This window comes from Streptomyces carminius (assembly GCF_002794255.1).
GTDB lineage: Bacteria > Actinomycetota > Actinomycetes > Streptomycetales > Streptomycetaceae > Streptomyces > Streptomyces carminius.
This window is the reverse complement of record NZ_PGGW01000067.1, coordinates 358,442-376,193: the sequence shown is the minus strand read 5'-3', so window position 1 is coordinate 376,193 and position 17,752 is coordinate 358,442. Positions and strand designations below refer to the sequence as shown.

Genomic DNA, 17,752 nt, shown 5'->3' with positions numbered 1-17,752 from the left:
CGACAAATCGATGGAAAAACCGACAGGAAGAAGGCGATCGGAGATGACCGCACAGCGCGTGCTCGTCGCCTACGGCACCAAGAACGGCTCCACCGCGGAGATCGCCGAATGGGTCGGCGCCGCTCTGCGCGAGAAGGGCCTGGACACCGACGTGCTGCCCGCCGCCGAGGTGGGCGACCCCGGCGGCTACGACGCCGTCCTGCTGGGCTCCGGCCTGTACGCCGGGCGCTGGCGGCACGACGCCGTCCGTCTCGCCCGGCACCACCGGCAGGCCCTGGCCCGCCGGCCGGTGTGGCTGTTCAGCAGCGGTCCGCTGGACGCCTCCGCCGGCGAGCGCGACATCCCGCCCGCCCCCGGCCCGGCCCGCATCGCGGCACGCGTCGGCGCCCGCGGCCACGCCACCTTCGGCGGCAGTCTCACCGAGGGCGCCAGGGGGTTCGTCGCCCGGCAGATCGTCAAGCAGGGCAAGGGCGGGGACTTCCGCGACCGCGAGCGGATCCGCCGCTGGGCCCACTCGGTCGCGGCCGAACTCGCCGAGGACTCCCCGGAGGGCCCGGGGGGCTGAGGGACACCGCGGCCGTGCTGCCCGGTCCGGCCGGGCCGGGCAGTACGGCCGGACCGCCGGGCCCTCAGCGCCTCTCCCACACACCCAGGTGGGTGATGGCGAAGCCGTGGTCGTACTTGAGGCCCGCCTTGATCACCCGGTCGAGTCCGATGTGGGCCAGGCCGATGGCGCCGGCCACGGTCAGCGCGGTGACGTCCCACCCGAGGCCGGCGGCGAGCAGGGCCAGCGGCAGCGGCGCCGAGTGCGCGAGGTTGTAGACCCAGGCACCCGCCCTCGGGCCCGCGAGATAGCCGAGCATGAACAGGTCGGGCACCAGGAGCAGTGCCGGGACCAGCCACCAGGGCTGCCCGGTGGCGGCGAAGACGGCGAGGCCGGCGAGGCCGGTGGCCAGTGCCTCGGCACGCAGCCAGGCCAGTGGCCGGCCGGTGACCACGCCAGGGGTGGTGCCGGCGGTGCCGGCCGGCGGGTGGGCGTCGGTCGTGTCGGTCATGTCGGTCCTTCCGGAGCTCGGAGCGGCCCCGGGCACGGGCGACCACCCAGCGAGAGAGCACTGATCTACAACAAGATCAATGATCTCCACTTCCGCGGTCACCGTCAAGAGCAGTGCTCTCGCCCATACGGCAAGGACACTCGCGGTGCGGTGGAGGCACCCGGCCGCGGAGGTCCGCCGGACGATGGCCCCTCACCCGCGGCGCGGTCTCCTCCGGGTGCCGCGCGGCGCTCGTGCGGCAGGACGGACGGCGGCACCGGGGCGGTCGCGCACGCGGGCTTCGCCCTCCGGCCGCCCGAGCGGGAGACGGCCGCCGGGGCCCGGGGTACGGGTCAGGACGGCTCGTTCACCCCGGGACCGCGGGCATGCCGCACCGTGAGGCCCACCCCGCGGGCGAGACCCGCGCAGGCGTGGACGAAGAAGTCCCGCCGGGCCCGGTCCCCGATGACGTTGTCCAGCTGCCCGAAGACCTCGAACCCGATGAGGCCGAACAGCTGCGCCCAGGCGGCCACCAGGGAGGCGGCGTTGGCGGCCGGCAGCCCCGGGGCCAGTTCGGCCGCGAGCCGGCCGCCGTCGCACCGCACTGCGGACGGCGGCTCACCGGCCGGCGGCGGTGCCAGCTCGCCCGCGGCGTGGGCGTCCGAGGCGATCCGGAGCAGGGTCCGGGCCAGGCGCGAGGCGGGGGCGACGGTGTCCCGCGGGGCCGCGTAACCGGGCACGGGCGAACCGTAGATCAGCGCGTACTCGTGCGGGTGCGCCAGCGCCCAGGCCCGGGCCGCCCCGCACACCGCGATCCACCGGTCGACCGGGGCCGCGTCCGGGGCGGCGGCCCCCAGGGCGGTCTCGGCCTGCAGGCCCAGCGCGTCGTAGGCGTCGACGATGAGCGCGGTCAGGAGTTCGTCGCGGCTGGGGAAGTAGCGGTAGACGGCGGATGACACCATGCCGAGCGCGCGCGCCACCGCTCGCACCGACAGCTGGGCCGCCCCGGTGTCGGCGAGCTGACGCCGCGCCTCGTCCTTGATGCTCGCCGTGATCTCGCTCCGGGCCCGTTCCCTGGCCCCCTTGATCGCTCCCATGCGCTCAGCCTGCCATCGGCCGGAGCGCCGATCAACGGCGAGAACAGTGCTCCAAGACCCCGGAAGCTCCTCCGCGCGGGCGGCATTCCCGGCGGGCGGACCGCGCGCAGGACGGGGCATGGCCCGGTCGGCACGGCCGCCGGGACCATCGGCACTCCCCGGCACGGGACCCGGGCGGCAGGCTGGTGGCAGCCGGACCGGGAGGAAAGCCCATGCCGCCCACCACACTGGACGCGACGGCCCTGGAGAAGCTCGTCTCCGCCGCCGTGGCCGCACCGTCCATCCACAACACCCAGCCCTGGCACTACCGGCTGGACCCCGACACCGCCACCCTCCAGGTGCGGGCGGTCGCCGGGCGTGCCCTGCGGCACGCCGACCCGGTGGGCCGGGCCCTGCACATCTCGGTCGGTGCCGCCCTGTTCAACCTGCGGGTGGCCGCGGCCCACACCGGCTGGGAACCCGTCGTACGGACGCTGCCCTCCCCCGCCGAACCCGATCTGCTGGCCACCGTCCTCCTCGCCCGCGGGGTGTGCGTGAGCCGCCGCCACCGCCCCGGGCTGTACGACGCCCTGTGGCGGCGGCACAGCAGCCACTTCCCGTTCTCCGGGCATCCGCTGCCGCCCGGGACGACCGCGGAACTGGTCGAGGCCGCCCGGGTGGAGGGCGCCTCGCTGTGGTTCCCCACGGTTGCGGAGACCACCCGCCTGCTGAGGCTGACCGGCCAGGCCGAACGCCGCAACGCCGAGACCGCCGAGCGGCGCGCGGAGGGCCGTGCCTGGCTGCGCGAGGGCGCCTCCGACGGGCTGCCCGGCTCCGTGGTCGGCCGGCGGGACGCCGGCGGACGGCTGCCCCTGCGGGACTTCTCCGGAGTGGGCGCGGCCTGCGGGCCGCCGGTCCGCTTCGAGCCGCGCCCCACCGTCGCCGTCCTCGCCACCGCCCACGACCGGCGGGCGGACTGGCTGCGCGCGGGCCAGGCGCTGGAGCACGTCCTGCTGGCCGCCACCGCGCGCTCGGTGCGGACCACTCTGCTGCACCAGGCCCTGGAGTGGCCCGACCTGCGCGCCGCGCTGGGCGAGGGCGCCGGCCGTCCCCGTCACGTCCAGTTGCTCATCCGCCTCGGCTACGGCCCCGAGGGGCCCGCCACCCCGCGCCGTTCGGCCCGGGAGGTACTGGAGACCGGTCCCTGACCCGGCGGGGCGGGAGGGTCAGCCCCGGCCCAGCGGCACCCGCCAGGTCAGCCGGCTGCCCCGGCCCTCGGGTGCCTCGACCAGCAGCTCGCCGCCGAGCTTCGCGGCCCGCTCCGCGAGGTTCCGCAGACCGCTGCGGCGGCCTCCCTCGGGGATGCCCACCCCGTTGTCGCCCACGACCGCGGTCAGGGTGCCGGACCCGACCGTGAGGGAGACCTCGGCCGCCGTGGCCCGCGCGTGCCGCGCCACGTTGGACAGCGCCTCCGCCAGTACCGCGACCAGGTGGTCCGCGACGGGCGGCGGCACGTCGGTGTCCAGCAGCCCTTCCATGCGCAGCGCCGGGGTGAAGCCCAGGTTCCGCACCGCGTCCTCCACCACCTTCGCCACCCGTACCCGCAGTCCGTGCCCGGCCGGACCGGTGCCGTGGCTGCGCAGCCCGAAGATCGTCGATCTGATGATCTTGATCGTCTCGTCCAGGTCGTCCACGGCCCGCAGCAGCCGCTCGCTCGCCTCCTCGTGCTGGACGAAACGCACCGCGCTCTGCAGTGTCATCCCCGTGGCGAAGAGCCGCTGGATGGCCAGGTCGTGCAGATCGCGGGCGATGCGGTCCCGGTCCTCCAGCAGCGCGACCTGCTCGGCGGCCTGCCGCCGCTCCGCCAGCTCCATCGCGACCGCGGCCTGCGCGGCGAACGACAGCAGCGGTGCCGTCTCCGTCCCGGAGAACGCGGCCTGCCCCTCCCGGCGCACCAGCAGCAGCGCGCCGTGCGCTCCCTCGGCACCCATGGGAACCGCCACCGCCGGCCCCATGCCCTTCCAGCGCTCCGTACCCGCCGTGATCCGGGGGTCGGTGGCGATGTCGGCGCTGGTGAGCGACTCGCCGGCGGTCACGGCCGCTCCCATGAACGACCCCTCACGGGGCAGCACCAGCCCGCGGAACGCGTCGCTGCGCTCTCCCAGCGCCAGCGCCACCTGAAGGTTGTCGGTGCCGTCCAGGGGCAGGGCCAGCACCCCCAGATCGGCGGCGAGGATACGGCGCGCCCGGTCGACGATCAGCTCCAGGACCGGCCGCTCGCCCTCCCCGGAGAGCAGCTCCGCGGTGATCTCCGCGTTCGCCTCCAGCCAGCGCTGCCGGTTGCGGGACTCCTCGTACAGGCGGGCGTTCTCGATGGCCACCCCCGCCGCCACGGCCAGGGTGGACAGCACCGCCTCGTCCTCGGCGTCGAACTCCCGGCCGCCCCGCTTCTCGGTCAGGTAGAGGTTCCCGAAGACCTCCTCGCGCACCCGGATCGGCACGCCGAGGAAGGTGCGCATCGGCGGGTGGTGCGGCGGGAAGCCGGAGGAGCCCGGATGCTCCGCCAGGTCGGGCACCCGCAGCGGCTCCGGGTGGCGGATCAGCTCGCCCAGCAGGCCGTGGCCCGTCGGCAGCGGGCCGATGGCCCTGATCTGCTCCTCCTCCAGGCCCACCGGGATGAACTGGGAGAGCCTGCCGTCCCCGCCGATCACGCCCAGGGCGCCGTACTCGGCGTCCACCAGCACCACGGCGGCCTCCACGATGCGCTGGAGGGCGCTGGGCAGGTCGAGTTCCCTGCCGACCGACATCACGGCCTCGAGCAGGCTGTGCACCCGGTCCCGGGTACCGCGCACGGCGTCGACCCGGGCCTGCAGCTCGTCCAGCAGCTCGTCCAGCTGGAGCCGGGGCAGCCGCCCCGCGTCTCTCTCGCTCCCCATGCCACCTGTCCCTCGGTCGGCTCGTCGACGCTCCCACGGTAGCCGTTCGCCGCACGGCTCCGCTGCCCCGCGAAGGACGGAATTCCCTGCTGAGGGGCATGATCGCGGGCGGTGACGGCGCCGCGACGGGGCGCCCCGGCCGGAATGCCCCGGTCTGCGTTCCGGCCCGGCACCCGTCCCCGGCCCGGGACGGCCCGGGCCGTTCGGTCCCGTCGGCCGGGACCGTCGACCCTGTGCCGGACGGACGCGTTCGGGTTTGCTGGAGTCACCGGGGAGGACCGGTACGAGAGACGCGGAGAAGCGGGGAGAAACCGCGCACCGCGCAATCAGGACCCGCGAGAAGCGGGGGGTCCTCCCCGACATCGTTCACGGGTCGTGCACCCGGGAGGGGCGTGGACACCGGGAGCCGGGGCGGCGGGTCCGAACCGCCGCCCCGGCTCCGCGCACCCGGCCGCCGCTCGCGGGCCGGTGCGGTACGTCCGGGGCCCGGACGGTGTGGGCCGGGTCCGGTCCGGTCGGGTCAGGGGCCGGGGCGGGAGATGCCCTCGATGTCGGTCCGCGCGATGCTCAGCAGCTTGTGGGCCAGGTCGTTCATCGCCCGTCCCGCCGCGAGCTCGTCACCGATCTCCGGTATGTCCCTGTCGTGCGGGTTGCGCCGCGCGGTGCCCTGTCCGGTGACCGCCGTGTTCCCGATGTCCAGTACCGCGTGCGCCTTCGTCGTCGTTCCGTCCTCGAAGAGGTGGAGGCCGACCTCCCAGTCCTGGGTGTGCCGGGGCATCGTCTGCTCCCTGTCGTGATCCTGCCGTGGGTGTGCGGAGTGCCGGTGCGGCGCCGGGTGCGCGGGGCGCCGGGACCGGAAGCGGGCCGGACAGGGCCGGACCTGATCCGTGGCCCCGGGGACCGGCGCCGCGGGAGGTCTTCGACGGGGGTGCGGGCCGGGACCGGGCGCACTCCCGGCCCGGGGGGCGGGGCGCCCGGACGACGTGCCGGGCATCGTTTCGGGAGCTGCTTCGGGCATCGACGGCACCTCCTCGGCGTCGGCGCGCGTCCGGCTCCTGTCTCCCACCGTACTCCCGGGACCTGGGGTTCCGCCGAAAGCGGCCGGCCCCGGCCGACGGCCCCGGTACTCGGTACCCGTGCGTACCCGTGCCGCCGTCTCCCCCGCCCCGGCCCGGCGCACCGGGGTCCGCCGCCGCGTCGGGCGCCGGGTGTCCGGCACCGGATCCGCGCCCGGTGGCCCGGCGGGTCGCTGAGCGGTCCGTACCGCCTTCCCGCCCGGGTGCCCGGGTGCCTCTTGGAACCGTCCCGGTGACCGGTCAGCATGCTCGTACAGTCGCCTCGGCGACCGGCCGGGCACCGACCGAACGGAAGGACCCCGTGAGACCCCCCACCGAACCACGTACCGGACCACGTACGCGCACCCGCCTGTACGCCCTGAGCACCGTCCTGCTCGCCTGCGCCCTCACCTTTCCCACCGCCTCAGCCGCTCCGGCCGCCTCCGGCGCCGCCGCCGAACCCACCGTCGAGGAGGCGCGGCTGTCGGCGGGCCCGGTACCGGGCGAGATCCTGCGGCGCGCCGGATTCGACGACGTGGCGCCGGAGTTCGCCCGCGCCCTGGCGGACACGGCCACCGCGGAGGAGGCCCGGGAGCTGGCCGGCCGCGCCGGACGGGAACTGTGGCGGCGCGCCGTGGACCGGGCACAGGGACGCGGTGACCAGGCGGCGGAGCTGAGCCCGGACGACGACCGGCCGCTGTACTGGGCCCGGCTCGGCATGACCAGGGCGGTCCGCCAGTGGCAGCCGGCGTTCCCGCTGGACGCGGCCGGACGAGCGGACCTCCTCGCCCGGCTCGAGCGCGCCTCCCGGGGCCAGGACTCCCTGGACTTCCCCGCGGACGACGGTGTGCGGCGCGCCGTGGTCACCGGCTTCGACCCCTTCCAGCTCGACGGCGACATCCGCCGGAGCAACCCGTCGGGAGCCGCCGCGCTCGCCCTGGACGGCACCGTGCTCACCACCCCCTCGGGCCCGGTCCGCGTGGAGACCGCCGTCTTCCCGGTGCGCTGGGCGGACTTCGCCGAGGGAACGGTGGAGCGGACGCTGCTGCCGCACTTCACGCCCGGCCCGCGGCAGGCGGACCTGTTCCTCACCGTCAGCCAGGGCCGGCCCGGCCAGTTCGACCTGGAGCGCTTCAACGGGGCCTGGCGCGGCGGCGCACTGGACAACGTCCGGGAGTCGGACACCGGCACCGTCCCCGTACCCGGCGACGTGCCCACCGTCGACCCGCAGCCGCAGTGGACGGTGACCACGCTCCCGTACCGGCGGATCATCGAGGCCGGCACCGGCCCGTTCCCGGTGTTCGACAACACGTTCGTGAGGGAGATCCCGGCGGGCGCCACCACCCCCGTACCGCGGCCCGACGGACCCACCCCGGGTTCGACCGCCCGGGAGGGCTCGGGCGGCGACTACCTCTCCAACGAGATCGCCTACCGGGCCACCCTGCTGCGCGACGCGCTGGACCCGGCCCTGCCGGGCGGCCATCTGCACACCCCCGTCCTGGAGTTCGGCCCGGGCAACACCTTCCCGGACACCGGGGAGATCACCGACGAGGTGTTCGTCCGCAACCGGCTCGACATCACCGCCCAGGTGCGGGAGGTGGTCGGGGCCGCCGCGGACGCACCGCGCTGACCCGGGCGGATCACCGCTGATCCGGGCGGATGCCCGGCCGGCCGTCCCCGTTGTCCGGGGACGGCCGGCCGGGGTCCGGGTCTCCGGTCCTCAGCCCGCGTCGGGCCGCCAGCCGGAGGAGTCCAGCCAGGCGGCGCGCCGCAGCATCCAGTCGCGCAGCTGGTCCACCTGCCCCTGCCAGGTGTCGGCGGTCGGGGTGACGAACGGGCCGACCATGCGGCTGCCGAGGTTGGGCCACCTGGTGAAGTTGCGCCCGGCGGCGTCGGTCAGCGGCGCGGCCAGCCCGTCGACCAGGGCCGTCAGGGAGCCGTCGGACAGGGCGCCCGCGCGCAGCTCCCGCCAGCGCTCGTCGACCCGCTGGACGAACGACGGGTCGTCCATCAGCCGGATGAACCAGTCGTTGGCGGGCGACTGCCGGGTCTGCTCAAACTGCCAGCCCTCGACCAGTTGGTTCCCGAAGTACCCGCCGGTGCCGAAGGTGAGGTTGTAGTCCCACAGCGGCCCGGCGAAGATCTTCCCCTCCCGGTCCTTGTGGAAGTACTGGCTGCGGATGTAGGCGTCCATCTCGCGGCTCAGCTCGTTGAGGATGACCTGGTCGACGAACGAGTCGACGTCGATGTAAGCCGGATAGCCGGTCTGCGGATCTGACGGGGACGCGCCGCGCAGCGAGTCGTGGAACTTCTGGACGTACCCGGTCAGCCACTCCTCCTGCTCGGGCCGGAGCTGTGAGGGTTCGGCGACCTCCAGGTCGCGCCAGCAGGTGGCGGCCTCCCCGGTGCACGTCAGGGTCGGCTCCTCGGCGGCGAACCACTCGAACTTGAAGATGTAACCGCCTGTGACGGCCGGTTCGCTGATGTCCTCCTCGCCGAGCTCCTTCAGGTCCAGCCGGTCCTTCTGGTTCTTGATGGTCTCGGTGATCATGTAGACGCCCTGGTAGTCGGCGGCCTCCAGCGGGCCGCCGTCCGAGTTCAGGTACACCTCGACGAACCGGTGGCGCGGTACCCGCATGCCCGTCTTCCGGCCCAGCTCGTACATGAGCGCGGTGCGGATCAGGGACTTGTCCGCGAACGGTCCGCGCAGCACCCAGTCGGAGTCGGCCGGCATGCCCAGCACGGGGTGGTCGGCGTCCTCGTCGTGGTTGTCCCACCACTCCAGCCGGTACGGGGCCTTCTCGAACATGGCCGAGGACTGCCCGCGCAGATGGAATCCGGCCCGGGTGGCCAGCGCGGGGGCGGTGGAGAGCGAGGCGGTGCCGGACTCCGGTTCCATCAGCAGTGCGGCGGCGTCCGCGTACTCGCGGCCGGGCTTGCCCGCGCCGTACGCGTCCATGACCAGCAGCGGCAGATCGTGCGCGGCATCGAACGAGCGGGCGACGTACAGCGCCGTGCCCGGCTCGCCGCCGGCCGCGCCGTTCACGAAGGCCTGGGCGCGCAACTGGGTGGTGGCGGTCAGGTCCAGCGCCCCGGAGTACAGGGGCGAGGAGGCCGTGGGCAGCGTCCCGTCGGTGGTGTACCGGATCTCGGCGCCGGACACGGAGGTGCCCAGTGCCACCGTCAGCTCGTCCTGGAAGGTGCCGCTGGGCACCGAGAAGTCGATGTCCCCGGTCAGCTGGTTTCCGCTCTCCTCCTTCCCGGTGTCCCGCACGGTGCTCTGCCCGGTCCGTTCGGCGGTCGCGGCCGGGCCCGGCGGCACGGGGGCGCCGTGCGCCGCCGCACTGCCCGTCATGACGATGACCAGTGCGGTGAGCAAGCCCACCGCGTTCGTTCTTCTCCTGCGCACCACGGCGGTACCCCAATCGGTGAGGAGGACGGAGGAAGGAGCGGCTGGAAAAAGGAAGGAGCCGGCGGGAGCGCCGGGCCGGAAAGACCGGCGCCGGGCCGGCCCGGTGGGACGGGCCGGCCCGGCGTACGGCCGGTGCGCGGCGGACGGGCCGCCGGCCCCGGCTCAGGACAGTTCGCGCCCCTTGAGGTCCGGCATGACCTTGAGCAGTTCCTCCTTGCCGGGCTGCGGCGGCCATCCCGGGTTGGGGTTGATGCTGGGGTCCCACCCGGAGGAGTCGATCCAGGCGGCCCGCTGCACCAGCCAGTCCTGCAGGATCGTCAGCTGCTGCTGCCAGGTCTGGGAGGTCTTGGTCTGGAACCCGCCGACCATGCGGCTGTTGAGGTTGGGCCACTTGGTGAAGTTCCGCTGCGCTGCGTTGGTCAGCGGCGAGGCCAGCCGGCTGACCCGCGCCCGCAGCTGCGCGTCGGAGAGCACGCCCTGGCGCAGTTCCTGCCACCGCGTCCTGACCCGCTGCTGGAACTCCGGCTGTTCCATCAGCCGCAGGAACCAGTCGGTGGTGGGCGGCATGCCGGGGAACGAGAACGGCCGGAACTGCCAGCCCTCGATCGCGTCGGCCCCGGGGACGGCTCCGAAGCCGATGTCGTAGTCCCACAGCGGGCCGGTGAAGATCTTCCCGTCCCGGTCCTTGTGGAAGTACTGGCTGCGGATGTAGCCGTCTCCCTGGCGGGCCAGCTCGTTGAGGATGATCTGGTTGACGAAGGAGTCGACGTCGATGTACGCCGGGTAGCCGGTCTGCGGGTCGGAGGGGTTGGCGCTGCGCAGCGAGTCGTGGAACTTCTGGACGTACTGGGTCAGCCACTGCTGCTGCTGGGAGTTGAGCGGCTCCGGGTCCACGACCTCCAGGTCGTTCCAGCAGGTGGCGGCCGCGCCGGTGCACACCAGCTTGGGTTCCTCGGCCGCGAAGGCGTCGAACTTGAAGATGTAGCCGCCGCTGATCTCCGGGAGGCTGGTGTCCTCCTCGTCGAGCTGCTTCAGGTCCAGCCGGTCCTTCTGGTTCTTGATGGTCTCGTCGAGCAGGTAGACGCCCTGATAGTCCTCGGATCCCAGCGTGCCGCCGTCCAGGTTGGTGTACACCTCGACGAACCGGTGGCGCGGGGCCTTCAGCCCCAGCTCCTGGCCCAGGGTGTAGGCGAAGGCGTCACGGACCAGGGACTTGTCCGGGAACGGTCCGCGCAGCACCCAGTCGGACTCGGCCGGCATGCCCAGCATCGGGTAGTCGGCGTCGTCGTCCTGGTTGTCCCGCAGCTCCAGCCGGTACGGGGCCTTCTCGAAGTTCGACGAGGACTGCCCGCGCAGATGGAAGGCGGCCCGGGTGGCCAGTGTGGGCGTCGCGCCGAGCGAGGTGGTACCGCCCTGCGGTTCCATCAGCATGGCCGCCGTGTCCACCCAGTCCCGGCCGGGCTTCCCGGCGCCGTAGTCGTCCAGCACCAGCACCGGCAGGTCGTGGGCGGTGGTGGCGTTGGCGGCGCGGGCGAGGTAGATGGCCGTGCCCGGCTCGCCGCTGGCGGCGCCGTTCACGAACGCCTGGGCGCGCAGCTGGGTGGTGGCGGTCAGGTTCAGCGCCCCGGAATACAGCGCGGAGGAGGCCGTCGGCAGCGTCCCGTCGGTGGTGTACCGGATCTGCGCGTTCGCCACGGAGGTACTCAGGGTGACCGACACCTGGCCCTGGAAGGTGCCGCTGGGCACCGAGAAGTCGATGTCCCCGGCCAGTTCGTCCTGCTGCTGCCGGATGGCCGCGGCGTCCTTCGCGGCCTTGGCCCCGGCCTCCCCGTCACTCGTCCCGGTCGTCGTCTGCCCGGCGGTTCCGGTCTTGGCCGACGACGGCGCGGGGGCACCGTACACCGCCGCGCTGCCCGTCACTCCGACGGTCAGCGCGGTGAGTAAGCCCACCACGCTCATCCTTTTTCTGTGCACTGGAGTTGCACCTCGATCCGTAACACGATGAAGGCAGACGCGGTCGGACTGCCACGGAACTGCTGTTGCCGGCACGTCGAACGAGAGTCGCGTGCGGTCTGTTCTGCGGGCGGGCCGCTAGCGGGACATCACCGCGTCGAGCCGCTCCTGGAGTGGCGGGCACACGGGCGCCACGTCCGGGGAACCGGTGACCGGCACCTCGGCCCTCCGGGGCCCGGCGTCCGGCGCGGTCCGCGGGAGGTCCGGCGGGAAGTGCCGGCGCAGGGTGCGCCGCCAGGGCCCGTCGGGCAGGTGCGGACGCAGCGCGGCGAGGCCGGTCGCGTACTTGGAGATACGGCTGGGCCGGTACCGGCTGCGCCACAGCAGCCGGTCGACGTGCGAGGCCGTGGAACCGGTCTTGGTCTCCACGATCACCGTGTCCGGCAGGCACATCTCCCGGTCGCCGTCCACCCAGGTCAGTCCGGTGTCGATGGTGACCCGGCTGTTGGTGTCCGGAAGGTGGAGGGTCGTGCGGTGGTACCGGGTGGTCAGCGTGGGGACGTAGTCGAACAGCGGGCTTCCGGCGATGCGGTTCTCCGCCAGGATCTCGTCGACGAAGTCGCGCCCCGGTCCCAGCGTGTTCCAGTCCCGCGGTTCGTAGGGCAGGCGCTGCTTGACGGTGCTGCCGCGGTTGCCGCGGACCTTCACCTCCAGCCAGCAGTCACCGGACTGCTCGTAGAGGCGGGTGCGTATCTTGAACCGGCGGCGGCGCCGGTGGGCGGTCAGCAGGTAGCTGGTCAGTTCGGGGGTGTCGAAGTACAGCGACCGGTAGGCGAAGCTGCGGTCGCCGTCGATGTCCAGGACCCGGGTGCCGGACGGCAGCCGGCCCAGCAGCTCCTCCGCCACGTCGGCCGGCAGTACGTACTTGCGGTCCACCCGGGTCTGCAGCGACGCGCACGCGATGAGTTCCTCCAGCCCGATCGGCCGGAGTTCCTCCAGCGCGGCGCCCAGGTTCCCGGCGCTCACGGCCTCACCGCCACCGGGGTGGTGCCGCCGGGGGCGGCCGGCTCGGCGTGCGCGGCGGTGTTGGCGTTCTTGGCGTGCGGCCCGGGGGCGCAGCGGTAGCGCACGTCCACCAAGGTGGTGTCGTTGACCAGGTCGACCCGCTGCACGACGGCCGAGTGGACCCGGGCTCCCAGGGTCTGCTCCAGGTACGCCACCAGCGCGGTGTGGTCGGGCAGCGCGGTGTCCAGCACCATCACCTGGCGGCGGTGGTTGCGCATCATCCGCGGGTGGTCGCCCACGAAGAGCACCGCCACGATCAGCCCCATCAGCACGGCCGAGCGCCACACCTCGGTGGTCTGCATACCGCCGAGCAGGCCCAGTGCCAGAGCGGAGAAGTAGTAGGCGACCTCGTGCTGGTCCAGTTCGGTCGAACGCAGCCGGATGATCGACAGCACGCCGAACAGGGCCATGCCAAGTCCGATTCCGGCACCGGTCTTCCCCGAACTCAGCGCGCTGGCCACCGCGAGCACCCCGACGTTCACCCCGAGGTAGGCCACCACCAGGTCTTTCCTGCGGTGGCGTGGGAAGTACAAACCGAACACCAGGAGGCTGACTGCCGCGATGTCGCTCAGGAATAAGGCGAGTTGCGCCATGTGGTAGTCCTTCCAGCGGTTGTGGGGGGAGCCCGCCGCGTTCATTTCGTGCACGTGCGGTGAACCAGTGCTGGCCTGGTGGTTAACACGACGGTAAATGTGGCCCCACCACCACCGCCATTCACTTCCGGCCGATCGTCACTTATGTGAATCACCAGGTCACAGCCGGAAGGCCGGGAGGCGCGCGGAGTGGCACGCCCCTCCCTCACGGACCGTCGGGGCAGCTCAGCCGGTATGTGAGCGGACTCGTTCACAGCCCCGGCCGAAGGAGCCGCCCGTTGACCGGAACTGTCGCTTGCCCGATACGTTCCCCCGGAACTTTTCGGAGACGGAAGCGATCTGTCGGATCGCCCCTTCCCTTCCGCGACTCCCAGCTCAGGACACACATTGACAAGCCGGGAAACGCTCGGTCCAGCACCGGGCGACAGCGGACCCGACCAACACTCCCTCAATGTTTACCGGAACTTTTCCGATACTGAAGGACTGAGACCGGTCATTCCCGTGACACCCGCGGGACCTTCGGGCGGCCGCCGCTCCGCCGCACGCCGCCGGGTCACCCCCTCCCGGACCGGCGCCGGCCCTGGCCCCGCGGCACCGGCCGGGGCGCGGCGAGAGGCCCCGTACCGGGCCCGGCGGGGACCGGCGCGGGGCCGTCGGCGGCTCGCGGCCGGACGCCGCGGGACAGGGCGAGGGCCCGCAGCGGACACCTCCGCTGCGGGCCCCCTGCCGGAAGGAGGAATCAGTTCGGCGCGTGGATCCGGTCGGACGGGTTGGCGGCCCAGTCCTTCGTGGTGCCCCGGACGTAGAGCGGGTTCGAGGAGTTGCCGGAGAAGTACTGCTTGATGGAGCCCTCGAACGGCTGGGTCGAGGCGTTACGGCCGTACACGTCGGTGTAGACGGTGGTCGGGCCGCTGTTGCGCACCGTGAAGTTGCCCGGGCGGAACTGGCGCAGACCGCCGTTGAACGGCGAACGCACGTCGTCCCACGCGATCCGCTGACCGCCCTGCCGGCGCACCTGGTCACAGTACTGACCCTGGACGTTCACGTCGTAGCAGAGATCGACCTGGCGGCCGATGTTGCCCGGCTTGCCGGAGTCGAAGTACCGGCTGGGGTTGAGCACGTAGAACAGCGGAGCGATGTTGAAGTTCAGCTGCGAGGTGCTCACCGTCACGTCGGCGAACCAGAACTCGTGCAGGTCGGTGTCACCGAACGGCACATACGTACCCGTCAGGGGCTCGAAGTGGGTCTTGCCCTCCCTGATCGCCTGCACACAGCTCGCGTCGGTGATCAGCCGGCCGAGCGACTTCGTGTCCGAGGGCGAGTCCGCCGGCTCCGCGGTGCCGACCTGCTTGAACCCCGCGCCGAGGAACGGGCCGGGGCAGTCGGTCCCGCCGAAGCCGCCCGGACGCCCGAGCGGGATCAGCGCGGTGTACCTGGCCTCGGTGGTCTGCCCGTTGTTGCTGCCGGTGCACCGGTTGTTGTAGATCAGCTCGTGGACGTTGTTGGTGAACGCGTCCGCGGAGTGGGTGCCCTGGTGGAACTTCAGCAGCACGTCGCAGGTCGCCAGGATCCTGCCGTTCGTCGGCGGGAAGACGCTGGTGCCGTCGTCGCCCTCCCTCACCGGGTCGTTGTTGACGACCATGACCTTGTGCCCGACGTGGTCCTCGTGGCGGTGGCTGTACTCGGGACTGGAGTCCCGCTGCACCTCGGCGGTGTAGCCGAAGGTCGGCCAGTCGACCGCGGAGAACAGCTCGGACTGGCGGGGATCGTCACCGTGCTCGTGGCCGAAGGTGCACCCGCTGGGGTCCTTCGGCGGGTGCCAGGTCGGGTAGACCTTGCCGTCGGGCCCGTACGCCCAGTACCGGGCGTGGACCTCCTTGGAGCACTCGCCGCCGCGCGGCGCGTACCCCTTGTCGCTGTTCTCGACGATCAGGTCGTAGGCCCGGCTGGTGGGTGCGTCGGTCGGCGGTAACTCCTTGCCCCACGCGGGGTTGTCCGCCGGTTCGGCGTTGGCGGCGGGTGCGGTGAGCGTGGTCACCGCCAGGCACGCGGCGGCTGCCGCGGTCGTGGCTGCCCACAGCCGGGACCGGTAACGGTGGAAATGCATTCGGGGTCCTCCAGGAGAACACGCGCAATCGACAGGAATAGCCATGGCGTAGACATGAAGCCGTTCGCCTACCGATTACGTCGGAGACAGTCGGAAGACGTGCGAGGCCACAACTCGTCGAAGGCGGTCCCAGTCCTTGACCCTGGCCCCCTCATACACTTGACGTGTATACACCAACGCTGGTTTCGCTACAACCCCTTCCGCTTATCCGGTTCACCAGGCGCCGAACAGCCGGTCATACACTCCCATACCGTCTCATTTCCCCCCTCCGGCATCCACCGGCCCGCTCCCACCGGGGAGCATTCGGCCGACCGCGAGATCGCCACGCAATACGCCTTTGACGCGGCCATAACAAATGGCGATTCGAGCAATGCCCCGGAAACGGTGGCGGACGCGACGGACCGCCGTAACCCGCGGCCGGAGAATTCACCGGGAAAAGCCTACCGGTTACTCCGGAATCGCCGGCCGGATGGCGTCTCCCGCCCCGGACACCCGGTCCGGCGGGTACCGCCCGCCGGGGCCTCCGGAGGCCGGAACCGGCACCCCGCCCTCCCGCACGCAGTAGATTCGGCACCTACCCGGCCGGGCACCACGTCCGCCGGGCCGAGGGACCGGAGGAGGCCTGACGGTGTGGAGGAAGTCGGCGGGCCGCGCGTACCGCCGGTCCGCGGACCGGCTGTTCCTGCGCAGCATGGTCGAGATCGAGTCCGGGCGGTGGCACAAGGCCCTCAGGCTCAGCGAACGCGCCGAGGCCCGGATCGACCGGGCCGTCGCGGCGGCGGACGGCGACCCGCGGGACGAACAGCGGCTGGCCGCGCTGTACTACGCCCGTGCCGAGGCACTCGAGGCGCTGGGCCGTGTGCACGCCGCCCTGGAGACGGCCCGGCGCGCATGGCGGCTCTTCGACCGCCACGACCCGGCCCGGGCACGGCCGGGGAGGGTCGCCGAGGCGCTCGCGGCCGGGCGGGCACCGGACGGCGCCACGGACCGCCCCGCCGTCCGCCCGGACGGAACACCCCGCCGGCCGACCGGGGAGGAGGTGGAGGACGCCATCGCCCGGGCGGCCGACGCCTGGATCCGCTGCGTACGGCTCGAAGCCGTGTGCGACGGCGGTCTCCGTTCCGAGGGCCAGGTCCGTGAGCGCGGTTCCCGGGCGGTGGACGTCTACCGGGAACTGGTGCGCGTCGGCAGTTACTACGGTCCGGCCGATCTGGCCCGTGTCGAGGCCGACCTCGAGGCCGCGCTGGCGGCCCGGCGGAATCCCCCCGTGCCGCCCCGGAGCGGCTGAACCCCGGTCCGGTCCGCGCCCGGAGGAGACACGGGGCGGCCCCCGACGGCCCCGGGGGCCGCCCGCCACCGGCCGACCCCGCCCCGCCCCGCCCCGCCGTCATGATCGGAACATCTCCGAAAGTTTCGACAACGTTGACCCGGCCATCGGTCCCGGAACTGCTGCTTCCAGCAAACGGATTCCGAAGTGATCAGTCGAAGATGACCGCTGACCAGCAGCAACGTCTTCCTGTGTAAATCCCTGATGACAGCACAGTTCCCGTAATGCTTCCGGGAACTGTTGACAACTCAACGGGCCGGACCAACACTATCGGCATCGACAGCCCTCCTGTCGGTCCGGAACACCCCACAGTGTCCCGGCTCTCCGGCCGTCGAGCGCACGACGACCGACATCCCCCCACCGTCGCTGATACGGCGCCGGCACACGGTGGCCGCCTCCCGGCCGCCGGCATCCCCACCGGGTCGTATCACGCTGCCTGGCCCCCGGCCAGTCTTCGCATGGAGGAAGCATGCACATGAACGGCGCTCCCACCCCCGACAACGGCGTCCCCACCCCCGGCGGCCTCAGCCGCAGGGGCTTCATCGGCCGCGCCGGCGCCCTGGCGGTGGCCACCTCCGGCCTGATACTGCCGACCGCCGGCACCGCCCACGCCCAGACCATCACCTCGAACCAGACCGGCCACCACAGCGGGTACTTCTTCTCGTTCTGGACCGACGCCCCCGGAACGGTCTCCGCGACCCTGGGGAACGGCGGCAACTACAGCACCTCGTGGCGCAACACCGGCAACTTCGTCATCGGCAAGGGCTGGAGCAACGGAAGCCGCCGGACAGTGCACTACTCCGGCAGCTTCAACCCGTCCGGCAACGCGTACCTGTGCCTGTACGGGTGGACGGCGAACCCGCTCGTCGAGTACTACATCGTCGACAACTGGGGCACCTACCGGCCCACGGGCGAGCACCGGGGCACGGTCAGCAGCGACGGCGGCACGTACGACATCTACAAGACGACCCGGTACAACGCCCCCTCCATCGAGGGCGACGGCAGGACCTTCGACCAGTACTGGAGCGTCCGGCAGCAGAAGAAGACCGGCGGCACCATCACCACCGGCAACCACTTCGACGCGTGGAGCCGGGCCGGGCTGCGGATGGGCAGCTTCAACTACTACATGATCATGGCGACCGAGGGCTACCAGAGCAGCGGCAACTCCAACATCAACATGAGCTGACCGGGTCG

14 protein-coding genes are annotated in these 17,752 nt (G+C 72.6%); 5 read left to right on the top strand and 9 right to left on the bottom strand.

Translation table 11 applies throughout. The annotated features are described in order from the left end of the window. Window positions 1-43 precede the first annotated feature (43 nt). Window positions 44-565 carry a flavodoxin domain-containing protein gene (locus tag CUT44_RS26115; RefSeq protein ID WP_100204370.1) on the top strand — a complete coding sequence of 174 codons (522 nt, stop codon included), beginning with the start codon at window positions 44-46 and terminating at the stop codon, window positions 563-565. A gap of 64 nt (window positions 566-629) precedes the next feature. Here CUT44_RS26115 and CUT44_RS26110 read toward each other — a convergent pair whose 3' ends face one another. Both CUT44_RS26110 and CUT44_RS26105 read right to left on the bottom strand, forming a co-directional pair. After that, window positions 630-1,055 (bottom strand): DUF4260 domain-containing protein, encoded by a 426-nt coding sequence (locus tag CUT44_RS26110; protein ID WP_100204369.1) that lies wholly within the window; start codon window positions 1,053-1,055, stop codon window positions 630-632. Between the two features lie 332 nt (window positions 1,056-1,387). Next, window positions 1,388-2,131, bottom strand: coding sequence for a TetR/AcrR family transcriptional regulator (locus CUT44_RS26105; protein WP_100204368.1), 744 nt, complete (start codon window positions 2,129-2,131; stop codon window positions 1,388-1,390). Between the two features lie 212 nt (window positions 2,132-2,343). Between CUT44_RS26105 and CUT44_RS26100 the strand changes: the two genes are divergently transcribed. Further along, a complete protein-coding gene (locus tag CUT44_RS26100) occupies window positions 2,344-3,318 on the top strand; it encodes an Acg family FMN-binding oxidoreductase (RefSeq protein WP_100204367.1) in 975 nt (324 codons plus the stop codon). Window positions 3,319-3,336: 18 nt separating this feature from the next. On the opposite strand, the gene CUT44_RS26095 is transcribed toward CUT44_RS26100, so the two are convergent. Both CUT44_RS26095 and CUT44_RS26090 read right to left on the bottom strand, forming a co-directional pair. Then, window positions 3,337-5,046, bottom strand: a complete 1,710-nt coding sequence (locus CUT44_RS26095) for a sensor histidine kinase (protein WP_158239671.1) — start codon at window positions 5,044-5,046, stop codon at window positions 3,337-3,339. A 520-nt stretch (window positions 5,047-5,566) separates the two neighbouring features. Further along, on the bottom strand, window positions 5,567-5,824 hold the full coding sequence (locus CUT44_RS26090) for a DUF1876 domain-containing protein (protein WP_100204366.1): 258 nt from the start codon (window positions 5,822-5,824) through the stop codon (window positions 5,567-5,569). 599 nt (window positions 5,825-6,423) lie between these two features. Here CUT44_RS26090 and CUT44_RS26085 point away from each other — a divergent pair. After that, entirely contained in the window at window positions 6,424-7,731 is a 1,308-nt protein-coding gene (locus tag CUT44_RS26085) for a pyroglutamyl peptidase (RefSeq protein ID WP_408646797.1), read from the top strand. A 90-nt stretch (window positions 7,732-7,821) separates the two neighbouring features. On the opposite strand, the gene CUT44_RS26080 is transcribed toward CUT44_RS26085, so the two are convergent. From CUT44_RS26080 to CUT44_RS26060, 5 genes are all read right to left on the bottom strand, one after another. Next, window positions 7,822-9,486, bottom strand: coding sequence for a CotH kinase family protein (locus tag CUT44_RS26080; RefSeq protein WP_199185842.1), 1,665 nt, complete (start codon window positions 9,484-9,486; stop codon window positions 7,822-7,824). A 189-nt stretch (window positions 9,487-9,675) separates the two neighbouring features. Continuing rightward, the gene (locus tag CUT44_RS26075; RefSeq protein WP_199185841.1) at window positions 9,676-11,466 is read right to left on the bottom strand and encodes a CotH kinase family protein; all 1,791 of its coding nucleotides are present in this window, start codon (window positions 11,464-11,466) and stop codon (window positions 9,676-9,678) included. A gap of 138 nt (window positions 11,467-11,604) precedes the next feature. Then, entirely contained in the window at window positions 11,605-12,492 is an 888-nt protein-coding gene (locus tag CUT44_RS26070) for a polyphosphate polymerase domain-containing protein (RefSeq protein WP_199185840.1), read from the bottom strand. Further along, window positions 12,489-13,169, bottom strand: a complete 681-nt coding sequence (locus CUT44_RS26065; protein WP_233221677.1) for a DUF4956 domain-containing protein — start codon at window positions 13,167-13,169, stop codon at window positions 12,489-12,491. The genes CUT44_RS26070 and CUT44_RS26065 overlap by 4 nt, the downstream gene beginning before the upstream one ends. A 694-nt stretch (window positions 13,170-13,863) precedes the next feature. Next, window positions 13,864-15,231 (bottom strand): hypothetical protein, encoded by a 1,368-nt coding sequence (locus CUT44_RS26060; protein WP_100204365.1) that lies wholly within the window; start codon window positions 15,229-15,231, stop codon window positions 13,864-13,866. 628 nt (window positions 15,232-15,859) lie between these two features. Here CUT44_RS26060 and CUT44_RS26055 point away from each other — a divergent pair. Both CUT44_RS26055 and CUT44_RS26050 read left to right on the top strand, forming a co-directional pair. Next, window positions 15,860-16,519, top strand: a complete 660-nt coding sequence (locus CUT44_RS26055; protein ID WP_100204364.1) for a hypothetical protein — start codon at window positions 15,860-15,862, stop codon at window positions 16,517-16,519. Between the two features lie 514 nt (window positions 16,520-17,033). Beyond that, window positions 17,034-17,744, top strand: a complete 711-nt coding sequence (locus CUT44_RS26050; protein WP_100204363.1) for a glycoside hydrolase family 11 protein — start codon at window positions 17,034-17,036, stop codon at window positions 17,742-17,744. The last annotated feature ends 8 nt before the right edge of the window (window positions 17,745-17,752 follow it).